The organism is Mesorhizobium sp. B1-1-6, from assembly GCF_006443035.1.
Lineage (GTDB): Bacteria > Pseudomonadota > Alphaproteobacteria > Rhizobiales > Rhizobiaceae > Mesorhizobium.
This window is the reverse complement of the sequence record NZ_VFWR01000011.1, coordinates 169,031-194,149: the sequence shown is the minus strand read 5'-3', so window position 1 is coordinate 194,149 and position 25,119 is coordinate 169,031. Positions and strand designations below refer to the sequence as shown.

Below are 25,119 nucleotides of genomic sequence, written 5' to 3'. Positions count from 1 at the left end.
AATATGTGAAGGACCGAAATGGCCGCGGAAGACGGAAAGAAACAGCTTTTGCACCTGGTGTTCGGCGGCGAACTGAAGAAGCTTGGCGGCACCGAATTCCGCGATCTTGACGCGCTCGACATCGTCGGCATCTATCCCGACTATCAATCCGCCCATTCGGCATGGAAAGCCAAGGCGCAGGCCAGCGTGGACAATGCCCATATGCGTTATTTCGTCGTGCACCTGCATCGGCTCCTCGACCCCGACCACAAGGCCGTCGGTTGACTTCGATGGATAATGATCTGGCGAAAGCGCCGCCCGGCCAGGCTACGCCGACGGGCAGGGGCCGCAGCCGCGCCACCAAGGCCTTCTGGCGCAGGATCCGCAAGCCGCTGGCGCAGTCGCGATTCGTCAAGAACATCATCGTCGGCCTGCTGGCGCAGTTCGTTCGGCTGGTGCGCCTGACCAACCGCGTCGTCGACGGCTCGGCGAAATTGACCGGCGGTGCCTATGCCCAGTTCGAGCCCGGCATCATTGCGCTCTGGCACGGCCAGCATCTGTTGACGCCGGCCTACTACCCCAAGGGCAGGCCGCTCGTCGCCATGGTGTCGCGCAGTGCCGATGCCGAACTCAACGCCCTGATGATCGAGAGATTCGGCATCGAGGCCGTACGCGGCTCCGGCGGGCGCGATAATGCCAAACATCTCGACAAGGGCGGCGCCAAGGCATTGATCGCCCTGAAAAAGTCGCTCGTCGCCGGCAAGAACGTCGCCATGATCGCTGACATCCCCCATGGCACGCCGCGCGATGCGGGGCTTGGCATCGTGCTCCTGGCGCGGCTCTCCGGCCGGCCGATCCTGCCGGCGGCCATTGCCACCAGCCGCCGCAAGGTGCTGGAGAAGAGCTGGGACAAGACGACCATCAACCTGCCGTTCGGCCGCTCGTCCATCATCATCGGTACACCGGTTTTCGTGCCGGCCAATGCCGATGACGCCGAGATGGAGCGCAAGCGCCTCGAAGTGACGGCCTCGCTCAATGCCGCGACCGCCGAGGCCTACCGTCTCGTGGATGCCCCGCGATGAGCGGTCGCTGGGCGCGTACCATGCTGACGGCATATCGTTTGGCGGGCGCTGTCGCCTATCCGCTGGTCGGACCCTATGTTGCCTGGCGCACCTCGCGCGGCAAGGAAGACCGCAACCGCCGCCGCGAACGCTACGGCGTCGCCGGCCGGCCTCGCCCCGATGGGCCTGTTATCTGGATCCACGCCGCGAGCGTCGGCGAAACCATAGCTGTCGTTCCCCTGGTCGAGAGCATACTCGACTACGGCGTCAATATCGTGCTGACGACCGGCACCGTAACGTCGGCCAAGGTCGCCGACGAGAGATTGGGCGACCGCATCATCCACCAGTATGTGCCGCTCGACCTCAAGCCGGCGGTCAGCCGTTTCCTCGACCACTGGAAGCCGGATCTGGCGATCATCGCCGAATCGGAGATCTGGCCGATGACGATTCTCGAGCTTGGCGCCCGCCACGTGCCGCAGGTTCTGGTCAATGGCAGGCTGTCCGACCGCTCCTTCACGTCCTGGAAGAAGCGCCCCAACATCGCCGAGGCGCTGTTCGAGAACCTTGCCCATGTCGTTGCCCAGTCCGATGTCGACGGCGAGCGTTTCCGCGCGCTCGGCGCCCGGCCGGTAACCGTTTCCGGCAATCTCAAGGTCGACACCAACCCGCCGCCCGTCGACGAACGGGCGCTGGCCACCTTGCAGCGGCAGATTGGCGGCCGTCCGACCTGGGCGGCGATCTCGACCCATGACGGCGAGGAAGTGGTTGCCGCCGAGGTCCATGCGATGCTGCACAAGCGTCACCACGGCCTGCTGACGATCGTAGTCCCGCGCCATCCCGACCGCGCCGAGGCCCTGGCCGAGCAGATTTCCGGCATGGGCCTCAAGGTCGCGCGGCGCAGCAAGGCCGACAGGATCGGGCCCGACGTTGACATCCTGCTCGGCGATACGATCGGCGAGATGGGGCTCTATCTCAGGATGACCGAGATCGCCTTTGTCGGCCGTTCGCTCACCTCCGAAGGCGGCCAGAACCCGCTCGAGCCAGCCATGCTCGAGACGGCGGTCCTTGCCGGACGCAACGTGCAGAATTTCCGCGAGGCCTACCAGCGCCTGCTCGACAGCGGCGGCGCCAAGCTGGTGCGCGACCGCGACATGCTGGCCGGTGCGGTCAACTTCCTGCTCACCAACGAAGTCGCGCGCCATGAGATGATGGCGGCCGGCGCCGCGACCGTCGATGAGATGCGCGGCGCGCTGGCGCGCACGCTGAAGTCGCTTGAGCCCTATATCCAGCCGCTGGTCGTCAAGGCGCGCCTGAAGGGCGCGAACGGGCGCTAAAATGGCCTCCGAAGCACCGCCGTTCTGGTGGGAGGAGCCGGACTGGCGCGTTTTCGCGCTGTCGCCGCTGTCGGCCGCCTATGCATTCGTCGCCGGCCGTGGCATGCGGCGGGCCAGACGCGAGAAGATCGAAGCGCCGGTTCTGTGCATCGGCAATTTCACCGTCGGCGGGACGGGCAAGACCCCGGTGGCGATCGCCATGGCCGAACACGCCAGGCGCATGCGGCTCAAACCCGGTTTCCTCTCGCGCGGCCATGGCGGCTCCTTCGCCGAGCCGCATGTCGTCGACATCAAACACGACAGCGCCAGGCATGTCGGTGACGAGCCGCTGCTGCTGGCCGAACACGCGCCCGTGGCAGTGACGCCGCACCGCGCCGCCGGCGCCCGACTGCTCATGGAAAATCATGGCTGCGATTTCCTGATCATGGATGACGGTTTCCAGAGCGCGCGCATCCATATCGACTATGCGCTGGTCGTCGTCGATGCGCGGTACGGCATCGGCAACGGCCGTGTCATCCCGGGCGGGCCGCTCAGGGCCAAGGTCGTCGATCAGCTGGTCTTCACCAGCGGGTTGCTGAAGATGGGTGACGGCACCGCCGCCGACGCGGTGGTGCGCCAGGCGGCGCGCGCCGGCCGGCCGATCTTCGAGGCTCACACCGAGCCGAGCGGCAAGGAACGCCTCGCCGGCAAACGCTATCTTGCCTTCGCCGGCATCGGCCACCCCGAGAAATTCTTCGACACGGTAGAGGAGGCCGGCGGCGAGGTGGCTTTGAAGCGGCCGTTTCCGGATCATCATTTCTACGCCGAGGATGAGCTTGCCGAACTGGCGGCCACCGCGCGCGCCGAAGGGCTCGGCCTCATCACCACCGCCAAGGATGCCGCCCGGCTGCGCCACGGCGCCTCGAAGGACTTTCTCGATCGTCTCGACGTGCTGGAAATCGACGCGGTCTTCGAGCTCGACCACGTTCCCGAACGTATCATCGGGGAGACGCTCGATGCCTGGCGCCAGCGTAAGCTTAAGCTTAAGGGCTAAGGCGTTCAGCCTTCGATGGAATCGCCGACCCGCTCTGCCTCTTGGTTTTTACGCAACGGCGGACAGAAATCGCTGCGCATTCCTGGATTTGCTCAGCTTCGCTTGCGCAATTCCGGATGCGCCTCGATCTCGCGGCGCAATGAGGCCGCGGCGTTGATGTAGGGCTCCTGCCTCTCGACGCTCCAGTACTTCAGCTCGTCGAGCGGAATGCTTTCGCCGGTCACGGCGCAGCGCACGAACGCGCCGGGGCTCGTCACCTGGAAGTCGCCGTCGAGATAGCGGATACGGGCTTCCTTGCCGCCGGGGCCTTCGAAACGGTTCATCATGCTTTGGTGCCGAGCTTCATGCCGAGTTCATCGCCACAAATTGCCGGCAAGGTCAAGCATGGGACAAGCTCGAGGCAATGCTGATATCCTATTTGATGAGCCGAAGGGTACCATTGGTGGGGACATGATGGACATTTCTTCCGCTCGGCCGGCTTCCTTGCTCAAGGAGGCGATGACGCCGCAGGCGGTGCCGTCGGCGAAACCCGATGCGCTCAAGGCAGCGCTGGTCAAGGTGGCCTTGCGACCGCCGCTGCCGGCCTTGCGCCCGCAACCGGCCTTGGAAGCGTTGGCGGCCCTGCCGCCCGCGTCGGCCGAGACGTCGCAGCAATTGGCCGCACCGCAGATCGTGCGGGCCTATCAGGCGGCGATGGAGCCGGACATGGACACCGCCGGAAAGACCGTTTCCGAGATTGCGGCGCGCAAGCAGACGTCGCCAGGCGACGAGGCTCAGCGCGGCGTGCCAGTGGCGGTCACAAGAGCCGAAGACGGTGGGGCTGCACGGCCCGCGCCGCTCTCGTGGCCGGCGTTCGTCTCGCCGCGGGTATCCGTCGTGCAAAAGGCGTCAGCCGACAATGTGGTGCCGGGGCGCATGACCGGCCAGCCAAAGGGAGCCGCACCGGGGAATCGCGAACAAGGCGCGGTCGGCATCGGCCCCATCGCAACGGGCCTGCTGGTTGCCGCGCTCATTGCATTTGTCTGGTTGGCCATTCGCTAAAGCAAGTGTGTACGGTTTTCCCGGGAAAAGCGCGTAGCGCTTTCCCTATGGAATTGCGCAAAACAAAGACATAGAGCGGTTCGCCGTTTCCGTGAAACGGTGAACTGCTCTGAAACCTACGTGTCGGCTTCGATGAAGTGTTCGATCTTTTCCGCCGACACACCGGCCTGCGCCGCGATGCGGCGCGACAGGTCGGCGGCAGCGGCGCGGGGCCTCCCGGCGGGACGATCTAGCCAGTAGGAGACGGGATTGAGCACAACACGGTCGTCGACGGCCACGACGCGCCCCGACCGTATCTGGTGTTCGGTGAGCGGCGGGCGCGCCAGGGCGATGCCCAGGCTGTGCGCCGCGGCATCGAGCACCAGATTGTAGTCTTCGAAGCGGCGATCCTGCGGGCGCGGCCGGTAATCCATGTCCCGCGCGGCGAACCAGGCGCGCCAGCCGGATGCGTCGGAATCGTTGATCAGCGGGAATTTGAGCAGCCGGGCCGGGTCGCCGCCACCGATCTCAGGCGCGAGGCTCGGCGAGGCGATCGGAAACAGATACTCCTCGAACAACTGCATCGAAACGCGGCCCGGGATGCGGCCGCGTCCGCAGCGCACCGACAGATCGATGCCTTCATCGGCGAGATCGGCCTGGCGGTTATCGACATCCAGCACGATGCGCAGGCGGGTGGGATCATTCTCAAGCGCCGCCATGCGTGGCATCAGCCATAGGCCGCTTACCGAGGGGATCGAGGCCAGCCGCACCACTGCGGTGCCGCGCGGTTCAACCCAGCGGTCCGAATTGACCGAGATCAACGCGAAGGCTTCGGTGGTCCTGAGATGCAGGCGATTGCCTTCGTTCGTCAGCGTCACGCCGCGCGCCCCGCGTTCGAAAACCTTCAGGCCAAGCCAGCCCTCCAGCTTGGCGATCTGCCGGCTGATAGCGCCATGGGTGAGATTGAGCCTCTGCGCGGCTGCCGAAAAACTCCCCGTGCGTGCCGCTGCATCGAAGGCGCGCAGTGTCTCGAGCGGCAAGATGTCGTCTAAGCTGTGATCCATAGTCACAGCTGACCCTCGATTTGGTCGTTTGTCAATTGGTCCGAAAAAGCGTTTTCTCCCCATCGAGAGGCGAAAGAACGGGAGGACGATGAGATGAGGGCGATGACGAGCACGTTGAATCCAGCACAGCGGATGGACACCACCGCGGCCGTAGCGGTGGCGCTGACGGTGATTGGCTGGGCCTCGGCCTTTCCGGCGATCCGGGCTGGCCTCGCCGCGTTCGGGCCGCTCGAACTCGGCGCCCTGCGCTTTGCCATCGCCGCGGTACCTGCGGCGATCTTCCTTGCTGTCAGGCGGCCGACGCTGCCGCGCATAGGCGAGTTGTGGCGCCTGGCCTTTGGCGGCGCCGTTTTCGTCGCGCTCTACACCGCCATGCTCAATTTCGGCGAACTGACGGTTTCGGCCGGTGCTGCCGGATTCATCATCAATGTCAGCCCGATCTTCACCGCCATCATGGCGATGGCGCTGCTCGGCGAACGATTCTCGACGATGGCCTGGGTCGGCACCGCCATTTCCTTCAGCGGCATCGGCATTATCGCCATGGCCGACGGACAGGGCCTGCATTTCGACACGGGTGCGCTTCTGGTGCTGGGATCAGCGCTCTGTTCGGCCGTCAACACCATCGTGCAGAAGCCGCTGTTCGCCCGCCACCATCCACTGACCATCGCGGCCTCGAATATGGTGCTCGGCGCGCTCTGCCTGGCGCCCTTCCTGCCGGCAGCTTTTTCGCAGGCGGCGGTCGCCGATATGGCGGGGCTGGGGGCGGTCATCTATCTCGGCGTCGTGCCGAGCCTGATCGCCTATGCCGCCTGGGCGACGGCGCTTTCGCGCTTGCCTGCGGCGCGTGCCTCGAACTTCCTTTATCTGGTTTCTCCCATGTCCGCCCTGATCGGCTTCTTCTGGCTGGGCGAAGTCCCGATGCTGCTCGGCCTGCTTGGCGGCGCGCTGGCGCTAGGGGGCGTCATCGTAGTGAATTTGAAGCGATAAATCAGAGAGTTGCGGCTGTTTTCCGACTCAAATCCACAAGTCGCGCTGCTTCAACCGGCAACCCCTGTGATACGGGCATAAGGCGCGCTATCCTGATTTGCGCTGATGGAGGGGATCGGGATGGGAAGAGCGTTCGTGGCCGCGTTTTTCTGCTTGCTGCTGCTGAGCCAAAAGGCCGTCGCCGGCTGGTATCACGTGGAGAACTACGAAGGGTCGATAGGACCCGATCCCGTTCATCTATCGCTTCAGACATATGACAGCTATGGCAGCGGCATAACGGTCGAGGGAAGTTATTTCTACGACGCCAGGCAGAATCCGATCGCGCTCTACGGCACGGTCAGCGGCACCAGGCTCTCGCTGTGCGCGATTTCGGACGACCAGGAATTTGAACGCATCATGGTGATGGGATCGAAGACACCAGTCGATACCACGAATTGCCCGCTTTCCCTCGACATCGGCGAAAGCGGTGCGAGAGGGACCTGGCGCAAAGGCGCGGACAAATTTCCGGTCACGCTGAAGAAGGTTGCAAGCCTGGACGACACGGGCGAGGCGAAACTCGACGGAACTGTTGAAATTCCCTTTTGGGCTGAGACCGCTGCCGACCGGTTTGCCGGACTTTACACAAACACCGGTTCAGGGATTTGCATGACGAAAATGCAGGTCATCAAGAAGACCAGCGGCAAGGTCGTCCAGCAAATCCCTTTCGATGACGATGGTTGCGATGCGGGCATGTTGATGACGCCTATATACATGAACGTCCAGAAATGGGTGGAGCGTCGCAAGGACATCATCTCCGTGAACTTTCGTGGCGGCGGCAACGGACACACGATGGATTACATTTTCAATCGTTCCGCCAGGAAATACCAGCAAAAGAAGTGACCGATGGCGCCCGGCCTTGCCGACATAGGGCCAAACTTCACCGCCGCCCGAACAGCCTTTCGATGTCCGCCAGCTTGAGTTCGATATAGGTCGGGCGGCCGTGGTTGCAGGTGCCGGAGCCGGGCGTGGCCTCCATCTGGCGCAGCAGCGCGTTCATCTCCTCGGCCTTGAGCAGGCGGCCGGAACGCACTGAACCATGGCAGGCCATGGTCGCCGCGATTTTGTCCAGCCTTTCCTTCAGCGTGTCGACGGTGTCGTTGTCGGCGATCTCGTCGGCGAGGTCGCGCACCAATTGCTGGACGTTGGTCTCGCCCAGCATCGACGGTGTCTCGCGCACGGCCACGGCGCCCGGCCCGAAACGCTCGATGCCGAGCCCGAAGCGGGCGAGCGTTTCGGAATGCGTGGCGAGCCGTTCGGCATCCTCTTCAGGCAGGTCGACGATCTCCGGCAGAAGCAGCATCTGCGACGGCACGGCGCGCGCGTGCAGCGCGTTCTTCAACGCCTCGTAGACCAGCCGCTCATGCGCGGCATGCTGGTCGACGATGACAAGTGAGTCCCTGGTCTGGGCGACGATGTAGTTCTCATGCACCTGCGCCCGTGCCGCACCGAGCACCGTGCCAAGCAGCGTCTCCGCCGCTTCGCCCTGTCCTGCCCGGGCGTCGGCGCTGGCGATCGGGCCGGCATCGAACGCCGCCTGCTCGTTTTCGCCGAACCCGCCGTTTCGTTCGAATCCTGAACCCTGGAACTCCATGTCGAGTGGCCGTTGCGGCGAGCGTGCGTGGTCGAAACCGGCAGAGCCCGAGGCGCGGTAGGCCGCTTCGTAGCTGCGGTGACCATTGGCCGGGCCGCCATGGGCGTATGACGCCGCTCCCGGCCGGAACGCCGCCATCATGCCGGCGGCACCGGAAGTGGCGGCGCGGATGCCGGCTTCGGCAAGCGCCTGACGGATGGCGCCGACTATCAGCCCGCGCACCAGGCCGGGGTCGCGGAAGCGGACATCGGCCTTGGCTGGGTGGACATTGACGTCGACGATCGCCGGGTCGAGTGTCAGGAAAAGCACCGTGACCGCATGGCGGTCGCGTGGCAGGACGTCGGCGAAGGCGCCTCTGATAGCGCCGGCGATCAGCTTGTCGCGCACTGGCCGGCCATTGACATAGGCATATTGCTGCAGCGCGTTTGCGCGGGTGAAGGACGGGATCGATACATGGCCGGTCAGATGCACGCCTTCGCGCATCGCATCGATGGCAATGGAATTGTCGGGAAACTCGGCCCCCATCACCTGGGCGATGCGGCGCAGGCGTCCGTCCGCGCTGTCATCGGTCGCCGGCAATTCAAGCGTCGAGCGGTCGGAACCGCTGAGCGTGAAGCGAACGGTCGGAAAGGCGATCGCGATGCGCTTGACCACGTCGCTGGTCGCCGAGCTTTCGGCGCGCTCGCCTTTCATGAATTTCAGCCTTGCCGGGGTGGCGAAGAAAAGGTCGCGCACCTCCACGGTGGTGCCGCGATTGGCCGCCGCCGGCCTAACGGGCGAGATCCTGCCGCCCTCGATGCCGATCTCGGCGGCGCTGTCGCTTGCCGCCGTGCGCGAGCGGATCGACAAGCGCGATACCGAGCCGATCGATGGCAGCGCCTCGCCGCGAAAGCCGAGCGAGCGGATGTCGTGGATGTCTTCGGCAAGCTTGGAGGTGCAATGGCGTGCGATCGCCAGCGAAAGCTCCTGTTCGGGGATGCCGAAGCCGTCGTCGGTGACACGGATCAGGTTCAACCCGCCGCCTGATGTGACGACCTCGACCTTTCCCGCACCGGCATCAAGCGCGTTCTCGACCAGTTCCTTCACCACGCTTGCCGGACGCTCGATGACTTCGCCGGCGGCGATCTGGTTGATCATCGTTTCGGAAAGCTGGCGTATGGGCATGGTGACAGTATAGGCGGATTCGTGCCGAGCGGGCGAGGGTGAAATACGGTGAAAACAGTGAACGACCTCACGCTTGCGCTGCCAGCCAATCCCGTACCTTGCGGGCATTCTCGCTAAGCTCCCGGTTCCTCGGCCAGATGACATAGAACGCCTTGCCGGTCTTGAGCACATGGTCCGTCACCGGCACCAGCAGTCCCGTCGCGAGCATCCGCTCGGCAAGGTGGCGCCAGCCGAGCGCGATGCCTTGCCCTTCCATGACGCCCTGGATTACCAGCCCGTAATCGTTGATGCGCAGGCCGCGCGCGGTATCGCCGAGACGGGCGCCGGCCGATTCGAACCACTCATTCCAGCTCGCCGCCTCCCGATAGGGCTCCTCAAGATGGATGAGACGGTGCGTGGCCAGTTCCGCGACCGATTTGGGCAGGCCGAACTTCGCCGCGTAGCTGGTGCCGGCGACGGGAAAGATCTCTTCGTCGGCAAGCGGCAGCGAATGATAGTCCTGCCAGTCCCTCGGTTCGCCGCCGCGCACGGCAAGCGGGATTCCCTCTGCGATGATGTCGAGGTCGCGGTCGGCGGTCTGGATGCGCAGATCAATGCCCGGCAGTTCGTCGCGGAACTGCTGCAGCCGCGGCATCATCCAGAAGGAGCCGAACGCAGTCGAGGCGGCAAGCGTCACGTGGCCTCCGGTCGCCTGCAGGCGCAGATCCTCCGCCGACTTTCGGATGTGGGACAGGCCCAGCGAAACGTCGGCGTGGAAACGCTCGCCGGCCTCCGTCAGGCTGACCTGCCGGTGACGGCGCTGGAACAGCTTGGCGCCGAGCTGTTCCTCCAGCCCGCGCACCGCGTAGGAAACGGCGGCCTGGGTCATGCCGAGCTCTCGCCCGGCGGCGGTGAAGCTCGACAGGCGGCCCGCCGCCTCGAAGACGATCAGGCTGCCGGCCGAGGGAAGGAGGTGGCGCAGGTTTCGCATAAGCAGAGCTTATACAAGAGATCAGGATTTTCCAGCGTCACATTCCTGTTTTGTGCGTCTAGGCTGCGAGGTATAAGAGGAATGGAGTTGCCATGAACGCACCGGCCGCTGTGACCGAACACGCCAATCGTCGAGCCGGCGGCCGCCTGGGGCGCAAGGCGCTGCGGGGAGCTCCGGTAACGTCGTTTCCGACACTGGTCCGCCAAATCCCCGTCTATCAGATGGTGCCGGACGAGGCAGTGGAACTCATACACCAGGAATCGCTCGCCATCCTGGAGGACGTGGGATGCGAGTTCCGCGACGATGAGGCCATCGAGATGTGGAAGGCCGCCGGCGCGGACGTCTCCGAGACAAGAGTGCGGATCGACCGGGCCTTGCTGATGGAGCTCGTCTCGAAGGTGCCGTCGGAGTTCACGCTCAACGCGCGCAACCCTGAGCGTACGGTGCGCGTGGGCGGAAAGAATTCCATCTTCGTGCCGATGTATGGCGCGCCTTATGTGCGTGACCTCGACAATGTCAGGCGCTACGGCACGCTCGCCGACCTCAACAATTTCCACAAGCTCGCCTACATGGCGCCAGCCCTGCATTCCTCGAGCTCGATCATCTGCGAGCCGATGGAAATAGCGGTGCCCAAGCGTCACCTCCACATCATCCATTCGGCGCTGAAGCATTCCGACAAGCCGTTCATGGGCATCGTGACGTCGAAGGATCGGGCGGAAGACACGATGGCGATGGCGGGCATCGTGTTCGGTGAGGATTACGTGCGCGACAACCCTGTGCTGGTGTCGATCACCAACTGCAATTCACCGCTGGTATGGGATGCCACCATGCTGGATGCGATGAAGGTCTATGCCCGTCACAATCAGCCGCTGATCCTGGCGCCCTTCGCGCTCTGCGGCGCCTCGACCTCGGCCTCGGCCGTGGGCGCGGTGGCGCAGGTCAATGCCGAGGCGCTTGCCGGTGTAGCGTTCACCCAGCTCCTGCGTCCCGGCTCGCCTCAAATCTACGGCCAGTTTATGGTCACGGTCGACATGAAGACCGGCGCTCCGATGGGCGGCACGCCGGAGGCCGCGCAGATGATGTATCTGATGGGCGCGCTGGCGCGGAAATACGGGCTGCCGTGGCGCACGTCCGGCTTCCATGTCGGCTCGAAGCTGAACGATGCCCAGGCCGGCTACGAGGCGAACATGCTCATGCATGCCGCCATCCTTGCCGGAGCCAACTACATCTGGCACTCGGCCGGATGGCTCGAGGCGGGTCTCACCTGCGGCTATTCGAAGTTCGCGACCGATTGCGAACAGCTCGTCGGCTGGTACAAATATGCCGGCGGGCTGCCGTTCGACGATTTCAAGGAAGCGATGGCCGCCATCCGCGAGGTGGGGCCGCAGGGCCATTTCCTCGGCACCCAGCACACGCTCGAGCATTTCGAGCGGGCCTTCTTCATGCCCAGCATCATGGATTTCAATTCCTATGAACAGTGGAAGGCCGAAGGGGCGAAGGACCACGACACGCGCGGCCGGGAGAAAGCGCGCAACATGCTGGCCGATTATGAGGAGCCGAAGCTCGATGTGGGCATCGCCGACGGTCTCAGGGATTTTATCGCGCTGCGCGAGGAGAAATTGCCGGACAGCGTTAGCTGACGGGACGAAGATCTGACGGGAACCACAGGGAGGAAAAAATGACGCTTTTCAAAAGCAATGGTGATCGTGTTCCAAGCGCCATAGAGGAGATGGCCAACGAGGCGCGTGCGGGTAGGTTCGATCGGCGCGAATTCCTGGCGTTGGCAAGCGCCTTCGGGGCATCGACGGCTCTGGCCTATGGCATGATCGGCCTTGCCGCGCCGACGGACGCCTTGGCCGAGGAGCCGAAGAAGGGCGGAACGCTGCGTGTCTCGATGTCGGTCAAGGCGCAGAAGGATCCGCGCACCTACGACTGGGTTGAGCTTGCCAACATCTCGCGCACCTGGCTGGAGCCGCTTGTGCGCTATACCAGGCAGTTCACCTTCGAGCCGGTGCTGCTCGAAAGCTGGGACATCAACGACGACGCCACCGAATATACGCTGCACGTGCGCAAGGACATCACCTGGAACAATGGCGATGTCTTCAACGCCGATGATGTGGTGCACAATCTGACGCGCTGGTGCGAGAAGGGCGTCGCCGGCAACTCCATGGCCGCGCGTGTCGGCGCGCTGATCGACGCCAAGACCGGCAAGGCGAGGGACGGCGCGATCACCAAGGTCGACGACAACACGGTCAAGCTGAAGCTCTCCGAGCCCGACATTTCGCTGATCCCGAACTTCACCGACTATCCGGCGCTCGTCGTCCACCGCAATTTCGATGCCGATGGCGCCGATCCGATCAAGAAGCCGATCGGCACCGGACCCTTCGAGCTGGTCTCTTACGATGTTGGCCAGAAGGCTGTCGTCAAGCGCCGCGAGAACGGCAAATGGTGGGGCGGCGAAGCTCCGCTCGACGGCGTCGAATTCATCGACTACGGCACCGACTTCAACGCCACGGTGAATGCCTTCGATTCCGGCGAAATCGACCTCAATTTCGAGTCGCCCGCCGATTTTATCGACATCCTCGACAAGATGGGGCTGGAGAAATCGGAGGTGGCGACCGCGACCACCCTGGTTGCGCGCACCAACGTCACGCACAAACCCTACGACGACAAGCGTGTTCGCAACGCGCTCCAGATGGCGGTCGACAACAACGCGGTGCTGCAGCTTGGCTACAGCGGTCGCGGCACGGTCGGCGAAAACCACCATGTCAGCCCCATCCATCCGGAGTATTACCCGCTGCCCAAGAAGGAGCGTGATGCCGCTGGCGCCAAGAAGCTGATGGCGGAGGCGGGTCAGGCCGACTTCGAGCATGAGCTGATCACCATCGAGGACGATTGGCAGAAGAACACCGGCGATGCCATCGCGGGCCAGTTGCGCGAGGCCGGAATCAAGGTGAAACGGACGGTGCTGCCGGGCTCGACGTTCTGGAACGACTGGACGAAATATCCCTATTCGATGACGATCTGGTACATGCGCCCGCTCGGCGTCCAGGTGCTGGCGCTCGGCTATCGCACCGGCGAGGCCTGGAATGAATCGGCGTATTCGAATCCCGATTTCGACGCCAAGCTCAAGCAGGCGCTATCGCTGATCGACGTCGCCAAGCGCAAGGAGGTGATGAAGGATGTCGAGCAGATCCTGCAGGATTCCGGCGTCATCATCCAGCCGTTCTGGCAGAAGCTCTACAGTCATACGAGCAAGAAGGTGAAGAACTACGGCGTCCACCAGACTTTTGAAATGGACCTCCAGAATGTCTGGCTGGACGCCTAGCTGCAATGGTTGGCGAATGCCGGCACCCTTTCAGGTGCCGGCTGTCCGGCAAATCGATTATGGCTGCGGGCGCTGGCGCTCGGGTGCTGCCGCTAGGGCTTTTGAGGAGCGGTACATGTCTGGGCAGGTCTTCAACCGGTTGTTCACGCCGATTGCTCTGCGCGGCAAGACCTTACGCAACAGGATCGTGTTCGGAGCCCATACCGCGAACATGGCAGTAGAGGGACTGCCGACAGAACGGCATGTCGGCTATTATGCCGAACGCGCTATCGGCGGCGCGGGCATGATCGTCGTCGAGCCGATGCCGGTGCACCGGGCCGCGGTTCTTACCCGCGGCAACTTCCGTCCTTCCGACGACAGCGTGATCCCCCATTTCCGCAAAGTGACGGAAGCGATCCGCGGCAATGGCGCCGTCGCCATCCAGCAGCTCTATCATGTCGGTCAGCACGCGGACGCGGACAACTCGTTCCATGCCGGCTGGTCCCCTTCCGGACTGCCGAGTTATCACGACTCTGACGGTTCGCATCGAATGTCCGAAGCCGAGATCGAGGAAACGATCGACGGTTTCGTACAGGCGGCGCGCCGTTGCCGCGAGGCCGGTTTCGATGGCGTCGAGGTCTGGGCGGCGTATCATTCGATGCTGGACCAGTTCTGGACGCCCTGGTCGAATCGCCGCGACGACCGGTGGGGCGGCAGCCTTCAAAATCGCACCCGGATGAGCCGTGAGGTGATGAGCAGAATTCGCCGGGAATGCGGCGATGATTTCATCATCGGCCTTGCGGTCAACGACGAACCGGAAGTCGAAGTGGCGCTGAAGCGCGAAGCATTGGCCGAGATAATCGACCTCCACGACCGCCATTCTTTGATGGATTATGTGACTTGTGGAACGGGCTCCTACTTCGATTTCTCCAAAATCATCCCGACCTTTGTTTATCCGGAAAAGCTCGGCGCCGACCTGGCGTCCGTGCTCAAATCCACCGTGCGCCACGCGTTGGTCACCGCCGAGAGTCACATCCGTACCCCGCAGAATGCCGAAAGTGTGCTGAGCGAAGGCCACGCTGATCTGGTTTCCATCGTGCGGGGGCAGATCGCCGATCCGCACCTGGCCGCAAAGGCCGCCGCCGGACGGCCGGAAGACATTCGCGGGTGCCTGTCCTGCAACCAGATGTGTTGGGGCCGACGCAGCCGCGACTACTGGATCAGCTGCGTCATCAATCCCTCGGCGGGGCGGGAATGGGAATGGGGCGGAGATCGCTTCGCCCCGGCTAGCCAACCCAAGCGCGTACTGGTCGTCGGCGGCGGTCCCGCCGGCCTCGAAGCGGCGCGTGTAGCAGCCGAACGCGGTCACCGTGTCACGCTGGCCGAGGCTTCCGACCGTCTTGGGGGGCAGTTCCGCCTTGCGGGGCTGCAACCGCGCCGCGCCCAGATTCTGGATCTGATCGACTGGTACCAGCGCCAGCTCAGCCAGCTTCAGGTCGACGTCCAGTACGGACAATATGTCGAGGCGGAGGATGTCGAGCGCGAAGGCGCGGACCACGTCATCATCGCAACCGGCTCGATGCCGTCAGACGGCGCTTTCCAACGGGCATTGCCGCAGTGGGAAAGCATCCCGGGCGGCGGGCTGGTTCTCTCGGCCGAAGCCGTGATGGCCCGTGAGGCGAGACCAGGCAAAAATGTTATCTTGCTCGACGATGGCGGCAATTGGAAAGGGTGCGGCACCGCCTGGAAACTCGCCGAGGACGGTCACAATGTGACGCTTGTGACACCCGACGCCCTGGTTGGCAAAGAGCTTCAGCGAATGGCAGTCGACGCGCCGCTGCGCCGCGCACTCGCCAGGCTGCGGGTGCGGTTTTTGACCGAGAGCGCCATCGTTCATTGGGACGGGAAGGCCGCCAGGGTCGCTTCCCTGCTCGACGGAACCGAGCAGGACGTCGAAGCCGATGCGCTGGTCTTCGCCACGACGAATATGGCAGCCGACATGCTTTCCGTCGAACTCGACAGGCGCAAAATTGCCCACACGTCGATTGGTGATTGTACCGCCTCAAGGCAGGCGGCTTTTGCCATCCATGATGGCCGCAAGGTGGCGCTTGGTCTCTGATCGCAGTCTTGGCACGCACGACTGTCGGATGACCTGCATCGGCCGCGACGCGGCCGCGGGCTTCATGAGCCGCAAAAAAGCCGATATGCAGGATGCGTGCTACTGGATTGCGCCAAGCCATCAAAAGCCGGAGATTCTGCATGAGACTGACAGTGCTCCTTGCCGCCCTTGCGACGGCCTTTCCCGCTGTCGCCCTGGCCGGTCCGGCGTCGAACGCCGTGAAGTTCTTCTATGTTCCGGATGTCAAGTTCGAGGCCGACGCAAAATACCGGGATCGCTTCACCGAGCCGGTGACGAGACTGTTCGACCTCAACGATCAGGCAACGAGGAAGAATCCGGACCAGGTCGCCTGCATCGATTTCGATCCGGGCCTCGATGCGCAGGATTTCGACCAGAAGACCGTCTCCAAGACCCTGAAAGTGTCCGAGATGGTGGATGGCGATACTGCCCAGGTGGTGGCGAGCTTCAGCCTCTTTCCCGAAGGAGACGATGCACAACGCGAAATGCATTGGTCGCTGAAGAAGATCGACGGCAAGTGGAGGATATCGGACATCGCATCGAAGACCAGCGATTGGACGCTGAGCCAGCTCGAATGCCTGGCGGGCCAAGATCCGGAGTGATCCGATGGCCCGCCGCCGGTTCCTGGCACTGTCGGCCGTGTGCATTATGGCGGCGGACTTGAGTGGCGGCGCCGCGCAGGGGCTGCTCGGCGCGCCGCCGGCAAACGCTCCGGCGGCCACCGCGCCCGACGACAACGGGTCGCCGCCAGCGCCTGCACCTCGCGCAGCCGCCGAGCCGGCAACACCACCGGCTGCCTCGCCGAGCGAACCTGCCGCCCCAATTCAGCCGGGCTCGCCGACAGCGGTGGTCCGGCCATTCTACGACCAGGTCGGCTTGGAGGTCGATCCGTCGCAGCGCCGCCATTTCGTCGATCCGGCGAAAACGGTGCTCGACAAGAGCGATGCGCTGCGCAAATCCGGGCAGGGCGAGTGCCTCGACCCCAACATGGCGCTCGACAATGCCGACTATGATAAGGCCGAGATCGACAAGAGCCTGAAGACGCTCGAGGCGATCAATGGCGACCAGGCCAAGGTCATCGTCGCCTTCGTCGTCGCCGGCAACCCGCACCGCCTTGAGTGGAAGTTCAAAAGGGTCGACGGCGAATGGAAGATATCGGACCTGCTATCGGTGACCGGTGAATGGGCGCTCAGCCAGTACCAATGCGAATAATGGTTCGAGCTAGCCTCGCCCGCGATAGGGCGCCACTCCGGTCTCGGGCAGCCAGGCGCCTTCCGGCGGCGCGCCCGTCTGCCAGAACACATCGATCGGAATGCCGCCGCGTGGATACCAATAGCCGCCGATGCGCAACCATAGCGGGCTCGTTGCCGCCACGATGCGGCGGCCGATCATGACGGTGCAATCCTCATGGAAAGCACCATGATTACGGAACGAGGTCATGAACAGCTTGAGCGACTTCGATTCCACCAGAGCCGCGTCGGGTGCGTAGTCGATGACGATATGGGCGAAATCAGGCTGGCCGGTGACCGGGCACAGCGAGGTGAATTCCGGGCAGGTGAAGCGCACGATGGCCGGCGGGCCGTCGCCGCGCGAAAACGGCACGGTTTCCAGGACCGCCGCTTCCGGGCTCTGTGGCGTCTCGACATGCGCGCCGAGCTGGGTGAGGGTTTTGGTATCGATCATGGACGGCTCCTTGCCTGCCTGTCGCCGGAAGCACGCTTCCATGGCGGTCGGCGCGAACGAAGATTGGAATAAACGCCGCAATCCACTCAGGGGCGGCGCATCTGGCCGCTCAATAACACAATTTGAAACCGCAGGAAGACGATGACCAGCAACGATCCGCTTCTCCAGCCCTATCAGCTCAAGCATCTGACGTTGAAGAACCGGGTGATGTCGACCAGCCACGAGCCTGCCTATTCGGAAGACGGCATGCCCAAGGCGCGGTACCGGCTCTACCACACGGAGAAGGCCAAGGGCGGCATGGCGCTGACAATGACCGCCGGCTCGGCCATCGTTTCACGCGACAGCCCGGCCGCCTTCGGCAATTTGCATCTCTATGATGACGGGATCGTGCCATGGCTCGCGGAACTGACCGACGCCTGCCACGAGCATGAATGCAAGGTGATGATCCAGATCACCCATCTCGGCCGTCGAACCGGTTGGAACAAGGCCGACTGGCTGCCCGTCCTGTCGGCTTCGCCGGTGCGGGAGCCGGCGCATCGCGCCTTTCCCAAGACCATCGAGGATTGGGATATCGAACGCATCGTTTCCGACTATGCTTCCGCCGCCCAGCGCTGCCAGGCCGCCGGTCTCGACGGCATCGAATTCGAGGCTTACGGCCATCTGATGGACGGCTTCTGGTCTCCGTCCACCAACCATCGGGAGGACGAGTTCGGCGGCTCGCTCGACAACCGGCTGCGGTTCACCGACATGGTGCTCGACGCCGTGCGGGCGGCCGTCGGCGAAAAATTCGTCGTCGGCATACGCATGGTCGCCGACGAGGATTTTTCGCAAGGCCTGTCGAAAGAGGAGGGCGTCGAGATCGCCAGGCGGCTTGCCTCATCAGGCAAGGTCGATTTCCTCAACATCATCCGGGGCTCGATCGAGACCGACGCGGCACTGACCAAGGTCATTCCGGTGACCGGCATGCGCTCATCGCCGCATCTCGACTTCGCCGGCGAGGTGAGGGCGGCGACGAAATTCCCGACCTTCCACGCGGCGCGAATTTCCGACGTCGCAACTGCGCGCCACGCCATCGCCGCCGGCAAGCTCGACATGGTCGGCATGACCCGCGCCCACATCGCCGATCCGCACATCGTCCGCAAAGTGATGGAAGGGCGCGAGCACGAAATCCGCCCGTGTGTCGGAGCCACCTACTGCCTCGACCGCATCTACGAAGGCGGCGAGGCGCTCTGCGTCCACAATGCGGCGACCGGCCGCGAGGCGGACATTCCGCATATCATCACCAAGGCCGAGGGACCAAAGCGAAAAGTCGTCGTCATCGGCGCTGGTGCAGGCGGACTGGAAATAGCGCGCGTGGCCGCGGAGCGCGGCCATCAGGTGACGGTGCTGGAGGCATCGGGCCAGGCCGGCGGACAGGTCAGGCTGGCGACGCAGAACCCGCGCCGCAAGGAATTGATCGGCATCGTCGACTGGCGGTTGGCCGAACTCGACCGGCTCGGCGTCGAGATCCGCTACGACAGTTGGGCCGAGAAGGACGACGTTCTGGCGTTGTCGCCCGATGTCGTGGTGATCGCCACCGGCGGACTGCCGCAGAATCCGCCGCTGACGGCGGGCGACACTCTTGTCACATCGAGCTGGGACATCATGGCTGGCAGCGTCAAGCCGGCTGAAAACGTGCTGCTCTATGACGACAATGGAGGCCATCAGGGAATGGGCGCTGCGGAACTCGTCGCGGCTGCCGGTTCGAAGCTGGAACTGGTTTCGCCGGAGCGATTCTTCGCGCCGGAAATGGGCGGCATGAACCACGTACCCTACATGCGCGCCTTCCAGGAGAAGGGGGTCACCATCACTATCAACACAAGGCTGCGCTCGGTGCGCCGCGAGGGCAATCAACTGGTTGCCGAGCTTGCCTCCGATTTCGCCGACGGCTGGCGCGGCGAGCGGCGGGTCGACCAGGTGGTGGTCGAGCATGGCACGGCGCCGCTAGACGACCTTTATCTCTCGCTGAAGCCATTGGCGACGAACGGCGGCGCCATAGACTATGAGCGGCTGGTGAGTGGCGGCGACATTTTTCCCGAGCGCAATCCGCAAGGATCTTTCGTGCTGTTCCGCATCGGCGATGCCGTCGCCTCGCGCAACATCCACGCCGCCATCTATGACGGCATCCGGTTCGGGCTAAGGATTTGAAAGGCTGCTGTCGCTAACAATTTCGAGGAGGCGCGCAACGGAACCTCCGCAAGGAGAGCCATCTGCTGCCTTGGTTCGTTGCGCGCCGCGTACGCCGCCTGCTTGCGCCGGCACCGTACGATCCGTGATCAGAACATTCTGGCGGTGGCCATGCAGAGCACGGTGAGAACCAGCAGCCAGGCGGCGATTCGCTCGCCTTGGGCCATCTTCGCGCGCAGGGCAGGTTCGGTGGCCGCGTCGGCGCCAACAAGCTGCGTGCTGGTGCGGCGGACCATGGCGCTGAGCACTCCAGCCGCGGCGAAAGCGGCAACGATGCCGAGGGCCAGCACCATTTCCATCGAGCCGAAATAGGCACCATGGAAAAAATACCAGAGCAGCGCACCGGTGAGAAACACCATGCCGGCCGCTCCCATTTGCGGTCCAATGAAGCGTTCAGCCCGGATTTCGGGGTCGCGCGCCAGCGTGATGGTGGTGCCGGCCCAGAACACCCCCGCCATGACGTGAAGACCGATGGTGATGATGTAGACATATTGCATACCAGCTCTCCTCTCTTGCCCGCCGTCGCCTAAATAGTTAGATATCTAACTGTTAGATGCCAATGTATAAATGAGTGCCAGTTCCATCCGTGCAAAACACCGTCTAGTGTCTTGCCATGACGCCCTTTGAACGCCCGCCGGTTGGCATGAATCTCGGCCGCACCGCCAAGCTTGTTGCACAGGCCTTCGACACCGCGTTGGTTGAAGCGGGCGGCACGTTGCCCGTCTGGCTTACTCTGCTGTCGGTCAAATCGAGCGAGCTAGCCAACCAGCGCGAGCTCGCCGGAATGATCGGCATACAGGGAGCGACGCTCACCCATCATCTAAACGCGATGGAGGCGCAAGGATTGCTGACGCGCCGCCGCGATCCCGTCAACCGCCGGGTCCATCTGGTCGAATTGACAGAGGCCGGAGAAGCGATGTTCGAGACACTGCGCAAGGCGGCGCTTGCCTTCGACAAGCGGCTGCGCGTGGGCCTGTCAGACGACAGGCTGGCGGAGTTTGCGCAAGTGCTGGCGACCTTGCGGGCCAACGTGGAAAGCTGACGATGTCCAAGGCGCGCCGCGTGAATCTCTTCGACACTACGCGCTGTAGGAAAGCCGGATCACCGCCTCAGTCGTCATAACTCTGGATTGTCCCAAAGGCATAGCCGCGCTGCTTCAGCGCGGTAATCAGCATGGCCAGTTTCGTCTTGCCGTCGAAGCCGTCCTGGAACATCTCGTCATGCATGAGCAGGATCATCTTTCCGTGCTTGACGAAGCGGCCATAGCCGAACAGGTGATCGATCTCGCTGACCAGGTGGTCGACGCTCTGCACCGGCTTGCCTGTGTCGTCATGCACCCACTCATGGTCCCAGCCATAGAGATAGAAGCCGGAAGCGGCGACGAATTCGTAGTCCGGCTCCTCCCGGCCTTCCTGCGCAAGGCCGAGCGAGGTGTCGTTCTTCGACATTGAGGGCAGTCTGAACACGTCGCGCCCAGGCAGCCTCGCATGAACCTCCGGAGCGAGCCCGAGCACGGCGTTGGCCCGCAGCATGTCTGCCACCACGCCTTCCGTATCGGCATAGAAATGTTGGTAGCGGTTGTTGGCGTGGCTGTAGCTGTGATTGCCGACCGTCACCAGCGGCAGAGCTTTTGCGCGTCTGACTAATGCCTTGTTGCCCGCGCTCGCCTGCGCATGCATGCCGACCATGAACAACGTCGCCGGCACCTGCTGCGCTTCCAGCACGTCGAGGATGTTGCTGGTGCCGTTCAGCGGTCCGTCATCGAAAGTCAGATAGATGGTGCGATCCACTGCATAAGCGGGAAATGCGGCGAGCATGGTCAGCAAAGCAAGCAGAAGCGGCATCGGGACTACCCGTTTGCGATCGTCACAGGGCGCCATCTCGGTGATGAGTCGTCAAGCGCGGGTGAGGGCTGCCTACGCCAGGCTTCCCTGCAGCACCGTTAGCCTGGCCTTCTTCGGCATGCGGGCGCTCAGCCAGTCACGGGCTTTGTCCTGCGGCATCGGGAAGGCGATGGAGTAGCCCTGCACCTGGTCGCATCCGATGGCCATCAGTGAATCGAGTTCGGCTTCGGTCTCGGCGCCCTCCGCGACGATCGAGATACCAAGGCCGCGCGCGAGCTCGGTGATGGCGCGCACGATCTTGGAGTTGTCACCGTTCTCATGGATGTTCTGGACGAAGCGGCGATCGATCTTCAGCCGGTCGATCTCGTTGGGATTGACGTGGCTGAGCGATGCGTAACCGGTGCCGAAATCGTCGAGCTCAAGATGAACGCCGGCGGCCCTGATATGGCGTAGCTTTGCCGCGATGCCTGTCTTCTCGTCATCGAGAATGACGGATTCGACGATTTCCAGCGACAGTTTCTGCGGCGGCAGGCCGGCCTTCTCAAGCGTCTCGAACAGGAAAGCATCGAAGTCGTGCTCGCGCAATTCGGTTCCGGATACGTTGACCGCAAGTCGTCCGAAAGCAATGCCGTCGCGGTTCCATTCGGCGGCTTCGTTGATCGCCTTGCTGATGACGATGCGGCCGATATCAGGCATGAAACCGCATTTCTCGGCGACGGGAATGAATTCGCCAGGCGAGATCATGCCGCGCTCGGCATGGTTCCAGCGCACCAGCGCCTCGATGCCACTGATCGTGCCGTCGCTCAGTGAAACCTGCGGCTGGAAATAGACCTGGAATGCCTGCTGTGAAATGGCAACCTTGATGTCGTGCTCGAGTTGCTTGCGATAATCGAGTTCGCGACGCAATTCCTCGGAGAAGAACGAGAAATTGCCGCCGCCCATCTTCTTGGCGGAGTAAAGCGCCAGATCGGCGTGAACCAGCAGGTCCTGGGCGTTGTCGGCGTCGATCGGATAGACGGCGATGCCGCCGCTGGCGCCCGGTAGAATGGTCGTGCCCTGGAAGACGATCGGCTCGTTGATGTGCGCAAGAATGCGCCGTGCCAGCATGTTGATGTCTTCGCTGCCGCCGGCGCCGTTGAGGATCATCACGAACTCGTCGCCACCGAGGCGCACGCACAGATCCGACGCCCGACAGGAATCGCGCATGCGCTGGGCCGTGATGACCAGCACATAGTCGCCGGCGGCGTGGCCGAGCGTGTCGTTGATCTGCTTGAACCGGTCGAGATCAAGCTGCACCACCGCAAGACGTTCGCGCCGACGATGCGCGCTCTTGATCAGCGTGTCGAAATGGTCGGTCAGGAATGTGCGGTTGTGCAGACCTGTCAGCCCGTCATGAACGGCGATGAAGGCCATCGAATTGCGCGCATCGACGAGTTCGCGCGTCTTGCGCAGGATCGCGTTTGACATGGGCCGGAAGATGAACAGCGCCACCAGAACGATGACGCCGATCGTGGCGTAAAACAGCGTGCGGTGCAGATCGAGCATCTTTTCGGATCGTTCGTCGGCGAAAGCGCTGATGCGCTGGCCCAGCGCCGAATAGCCCGACAATGTTGCGTTGGCGACCGAGGCGTCGAGGGTGACGCGTTCGTAACCGCCCTTGTAGCCTCCATTGTCGCCGAGTGCGAGTTGGGACGAGAAGGCCGATACCAGGCGTTCGCCATTGGCGACCAGCCCGACGGAAAAATAGTCGAGATGAAAAGGCTTGCCGAAAAGGACGTTCTCGACCGTCTTCGGATCGAGCCTGGCCGGCGACTTTGGATCGGCGGCCGTCTGCTTGAGCAGCAGGTCATAGTTGGTTTCGAACTCCGCCGTCGCCTGCTTGAGCGCGTTGACGAGCGCCGGCTGCTTGTCGCGCGAAGCAGCACCGGTCGCACCGGCGAGGAAGACGATGCGCTGCGACAGCGTCTTTTGCGTGCTGACGATATCGAGCAGCGTATGGTTGTGCCGTTGGGTGGCCATCACCTGCTGCAGCAGGATGAAGGAAGCCACCACCATGGCGGCGATGATCAGCAGCGCCAGCCAATAACCAGCCTTGATCAGCAGTATGAGCTTGCCTGAAACGGTTTGCACCGGCTGCTGCGACATCTTGGGGGGCGGCCCTCTCGCCAACGGATTCCTATATGAGCATCATTGAACTGCAAACATTAACAGGACTGGAAATCGACAGCTGGCCGACAAGGGGAAAGGCTTAAAGGTCGCGAAATGGTTATCGGCCTCTTTCGCGGCCGGTCCGCATTTGAACATTCGCCGGCCCCATGTGATCCGGATCGTCCCTCGAGCCATGCCTGCGGCATCCGTTCGACATTACCCAGCCACCTGATCCGGTCGCTTTTGCGGTGGATTTTTTGTGCGTGCGGGACGACAGTCGGCCCACGTCAAACGAGGCACGATCATGACCGCAGCATTTCTCTCCCATATCGACGGCGAACTTGAGGGGCTCAGATCGGCCGGACTGTACAAGTCCGAGCGGGTGATTTCCTCCACGCAGTCGGCTGAGATCGATGTCGGCGGCGAGAAGGTGCTGAATTTCTGCGCCAACAACTATCTCGGCCTCGCCGACAGCCCCGACCTGCGCGAGGCGGCAAAGCACGCGCTCGACCGCTACGGCTACGGCATGGCTTCGGTGCGTTTCATCTGCGGCACGCAGGAGGAGCACAAGCAGTTGGAAGCGACGATATCGTCCTTCCTCGGGATGGACGACACTATCCTCTACGGCTCCTGCTTCGATGCCAATGGTGGACTGTTCGAGACGCTTCTGGGCGAGGAGGATGCCATCATCTCCGATGCGCTGAACCACGCTTCCATCATCGACGGGGTCAGGCTGTCCAAGACCAAGCGCTTCCGCTACGCCAACAACGATATGGCGGATCTCGAGGCGCGGCTGAAGGAGGCGAAGGATTGCCGGTTCCGGCTGATCGCCACCGACGGCGTGTTCTCGATGGATGGCATCATCGCCAATCTCGCGGGTGTGTGCGATCTGGCCGAAAAATACGATGCCATGGTCATGGTCGACGACAGTCACGCGGTCGGCTTCGTCGGCAGGAACGGCCGCGGCTCGGCTGAGCATTGCGGCGTCGAGGGCAGGGTCGACATCATCACCGGTACGCTCGGCAAGGCGCTGGGCGGCGCTTCCGGCGGCTACACGTCCGGCAAGAAACAGGTGGTCGACTGGCTGCGCCAGCGCTCGCGGCCCTATCTGTTTTCCAACACGCTGATGCCGGCGATCGCCGGCGCCTCGATCAGAGTGTTCGACATGATCCGCAATGGCGATGCCCTGCGCGAGCGCCTATATGCCAATGCGGAACGGTTTCGGACACAGATGGGGAAGCTCGGCTTCACGCTGGCAGGCGCCGGCCATCCGATCATCCCGGTCATGCTGGGCGATGCGAGCTTGGCGCAGGAGATGGCGGCGCGCATGCTGCAACGCGGCATCTATGTCATCGGCTTCTCCTTCCCGGTGGTGCCCAAGGGCCAGGCGCGCATCCGCACGCAGATGTCGGCTGCGCATTCCAGCGCCGACATTGATCGGGCGGTCGAGGCTTTCGGTGCGGTTGGCAAGGAACTAGGTGTGATTTCCTGAGCGACCGGCGCCGCAAACCGCTTCCGGATCAAGAGATTCA

Annotated in this window: 23 protein-coding genes; 15 read left to right on the top strand and 8 right to left on the bottom strand. The window is 63.3% G+C overall.

The window, feature by feature from the left end; all coding sequences use genetic code 11:
* Positions 1-18: 18 nt before the first annotated feature.
* Genes FJ979_RS22455 through lpxK form a run of 4 tightly spaced genes read left to right on the top strand, consistent with a single transcriptional unit; the run spans position 19 to position 3,407 of the window.
* Complete coding sequence (locus FJ979_RS22455; RefSeq protein ID WP_140557087.1) at positions 19-264, top strand: DUF4170 domain-containing protein; 246 nt, start codon at positions 19-21, stop codon at positions 262-264.
* A 5-nt stretch (positions 265-269) separates the two neighbouring features.
* Positions 270-1,061 (top strand): lysophospholipid acyltransferase family protein, encoded by a 792-nt coding sequence (locus FJ979_RS22450; RefSeq protein ID WP_140521674.1) that lies wholly within the window; start codon positions 270-272, stop codon positions 1,059-1,061.
* On the top strand, positions 1,058-2,374 hold the full coding sequence (waaA, locus tag FJ979_RS22445) for a lipid IV(A) 3-deoxy-D-manno-octulosonic acid transferase (protein ID WP_140557085.1): 1,317 nt from the start codon (positions 1,058-1,060) through the stop codon (positions 2,372-2,374). Before FJ979_RS22450 ends, waaA begins: the two co-directional genes overlap by 4 nt.
* A gap of 1 nt (position 2,375) precedes the next feature.
* Positions 2,376-3,407: a tetraacyldisaccharide 4'-kinase gene (gene lpxK, locus FJ979_RS22440; protein WP_140560527.1), complete on the top strand. Its 1,032-nt coding sequence runs from the start codon at positions 2,376-2,378 to the stop codon at positions 3,405-3,407.
* Between the two features lie 92 nt (positions 3,408-3,499).
* On the opposite strand, the gene FJ979_RS22435 is transcribed toward lpxK, so the two are convergent.
* Entirely contained in the window at positions 3,500-3,733 is a 234-nt protein-coding gene (locus FJ979_RS22435) for a DUF2093 domain-containing protein (protein ID WP_140494196.1), read from the bottom strand.
* Positions 3,734-3,860: 127 nt separating this feature from the next.
* On the opposite strand from FJ979_RS22435, the gene FJ979_RS22430 reads away from it, so the two are divergent.
* Positions 3,861-4,448, top strand: a complete 588-nt coding sequence (locus tag FJ979_RS22430; RefSeq protein ID WP_140583784.1) for a hypothetical protein — start codon at positions 3,861-3,863, stop codon at positions 4,446-4,448.
* Positions 4,449-4,564: 116 nt separating this feature from the next.
* On the opposite strand, the gene FJ979_RS22425 is transcribed toward FJ979_RS22430, so the two are convergent.
* Positions 4,565-5,491, bottom strand: a complete 927-nt coding sequence (locus FJ979_RS22425; RefSeq protein ID WP_140521676.1) for a LysR family transcriptional regulator — start codon at positions 5,489-5,491, stop codon at positions 4,565-4,567.
* A 93-nt stretch (positions 5,492-5,584) separates the two neighbouring features.
* On the opposite strand from FJ979_RS22425, the gene FJ979_RS22420 reads away from it, so the two are divergent.
* Positions 5,585-6,478: an EamA family transporter gene (locus tag FJ979_RS22420; protein ID WP_140521678.1), complete on the top strand. Its 894-nt coding sequence runs from the start codon at positions 5,585-5,587 to the stop codon at positions 6,476-6,478.
* Positions 6,479-6,613: 135 nt separating this feature from the next.
* The gene (locus tag FJ979_RS22415; RefSeq protein WP_140583782.1) at positions 6,614-7,357 is read left to right on the top strand and encodes a hypothetical protein; all 744 of its coding nucleotides are present in this window, start codon (positions 6,614-6,616) and stop codon (positions 7,355-7,357) included.
* Positions 7,358-7,394: 37 nt separating this feature from the next.
* On the opposite strand, the gene mutL is transcribed toward FJ979_RS22415, so the two are convergent.
* Both mutL and FJ979_RS22405 read right to left on the bottom strand, forming a co-directional pair.
* Positions 7,395-9,272 (bottom strand): DNA mismatch repair endonuclease MutL, encoded by a 1,878-nt coding sequence (mutL, locus tag FJ979_RS22410; protein WP_140557080.1) that lies wholly within the window; start codon positions 9,270-9,272, stop codon positions 7,395-7,397.
* Positions 9,273-9,339: 67 nt separating this feature from the next.
* Entirely contained in the window at positions 9,340-10,242 is a 903-nt protein-coding gene (locus tag FJ979_RS22405; RefSeq protein ID WP_140557078.1) for a LysR substrate-binding domain-containing protein, read from the bottom strand.
* Positions 10,243-10,334: 92 nt separating this feature from the next.
* Here FJ979_RS22405 and FJ979_RS22400 point away from each other — a divergent pair, with 92 nt between their 5' ends.
* The 5 genes from FJ979_RS22400 (at position 10,335) to FJ979_RS22380 (ending at position 16,898) form a co-directional block, all read left to right on the top strand.
* On the top strand, positions 10,335-11,882 hold the full coding sequence (locus FJ979_RS22400; protein WP_140515574.1) for a trimethylamine methyltransferase family protein: 1,548 nt from the start codon (positions 10,335-10,337) through the stop codon (positions 11,880-11,882).
* A 38-nt stretch (positions 11,883-11,920) separates the two neighbouring features.
* Complete coding sequence (locus FJ979_RS22395; RefSeq protein WP_140565142.1) at positions 11,921-13,570, top strand: ABC transporter substrate-binding protein; 1,650 nt, start codon at positions 11,921-11,923, stop codon at positions 13,568-13,570.
* A gap of 115 nt (positions 13,571-13,685) precedes the next feature.
* Positions 13,686-15,668: an FAD-dependent oxidoreductase gene (locus FJ979_RS22390; protein WP_140565144.1), complete on the top strand. Its 1,983-nt coding sequence runs from the start codon at positions 13,686-13,688 to the stop codon at positions 15,666-15,668.
* A gap of 140 nt (positions 15,669-15,808) precedes the next feature.
* A complete protein-coding gene (locus FJ979_RS22385) occupies positions 15,809-16,288 on the top strand; it encodes a DUF3828 domain-containing protein (protein ID WP_140583780.1) in 480 nt (159 codons plus the stop codon).
* A 4-nt stretch (positions 16,289-16,292) separates the two neighbouring features.
* Positions 16,293-16,898 carry a hypothetical protein gene (locus tag FJ979_RS22380; RefSeq protein WP_140560535.1) on the top strand — a complete coding sequence of 202 codons (606 nt, stop codon included), beginning with the start codon at positions 16,293-16,295 and terminating at the stop codon, positions 16,896-16,898.
* Positions 16,899-16,907: 9 nt separating this feature from the next.
* Here FJ979_RS22380 and queF read toward each other — a convergent pair whose 3' ends face one another.
* Positions 16,908-17,369 carry a preQ(1) synthase gene (queF, locus tag FJ979_RS22375; RefSeq protein ID WP_140515582.1) on the bottom strand — a complete coding sequence of 154 codons (462 nt, stop codon included), beginning with the start codon at positions 17,367-17,369 and terminating at the stop codon, positions 16,908-16,910.
* Between the two features lie 141 nt (positions 17,370-17,510).
* Between queF and FJ979_RS22370 the strand changes: the two genes are divergently transcribed.
* Positions 17,511-19,556, top strand: coding sequence for an NADH:flavin oxidoreductase (locus FJ979_RS22370; RefSeq protein ID WP_140560536.1), 2,046 nt, complete (start codon positions 17,511-17,513; stop codon positions 19,554-19,556).
* 128 nt (positions 19,557-19,684) lie between these two features.
* Here the strand turns inward: FJ979_RS22370 and FJ979_RS22365 are convergent, their stop codons facing one another.
* Positions 19,685-20,092, bottom strand: a complete 408-nt coding sequence (locus tag FJ979_RS22365; protein ID WP_140560537.1) for a hypothetical protein — start codon at positions 20,090-20,092, stop codon at positions 19,685-19,687.
* Positions 20,093-20,238: 146 nt separating this feature from the next.
* On the opposite strand from FJ979_RS22365, the gene FJ979_RS22360 reads away from it, so the two are divergent.
* On the top strand, positions 20,239-20,637 hold the full coding sequence (locus FJ979_RS22360; RefSeq protein ID WP_224655784.1) for a MarR family winged helix-turn-helix transcriptional regulator: 399 nt from the start codon (positions 20,239-20,241) through the stop codon (positions 20,635-20,637).
* Between the two features lie 67 nt (positions 20,638-20,704).
* Here the strand turns inward: FJ979_RS22360 and FJ979_RS22355 are convergent, their stop codons facing one another.
* Both FJ979_RS22355 and FJ979_RS22350 read right to left on the bottom strand, forming a co-directional pair.
* A complete protein-coding gene (locus tag FJ979_RS22355) occupies positions 20,705-21,439 on the bottom strand; it encodes a polysaccharide deacetylase family protein (RefSeq protein WP_140515589.1) in 735 nt (244 codons plus the stop codon).
* A 72-nt stretch (positions 21,440-21,511) separates the two neighbouring features.
* Positions 21,512-23,584, bottom strand: coding sequence for an EAL domain-containing protein (locus tag FJ979_RS22350; RefSeq protein WP_140560538.1), 2,073 nt, complete (start codon positions 23,582-23,584; stop codon positions 21,512-21,514).
* A gap of 307 nt (positions 23,585-23,891) precedes the next feature.
* Here FJ979_RS22350 and FJ979_RS22345 point away from each other — a divergent pair, with 307 nt between their 5' ends.
* Positions 23,892-25,079 (top strand): glycine C-acetyltransferase, encoded by a 1,188-nt coding sequence (locus tag FJ979_RS22345; protein WP_140521700.1) that lies wholly within the window; start codon positions 23,892-23,894, stop codon positions 25,077-25,079.
* The last annotated feature ends 40 nt before the right edge of the window (positions 25,080-25,119 follow it).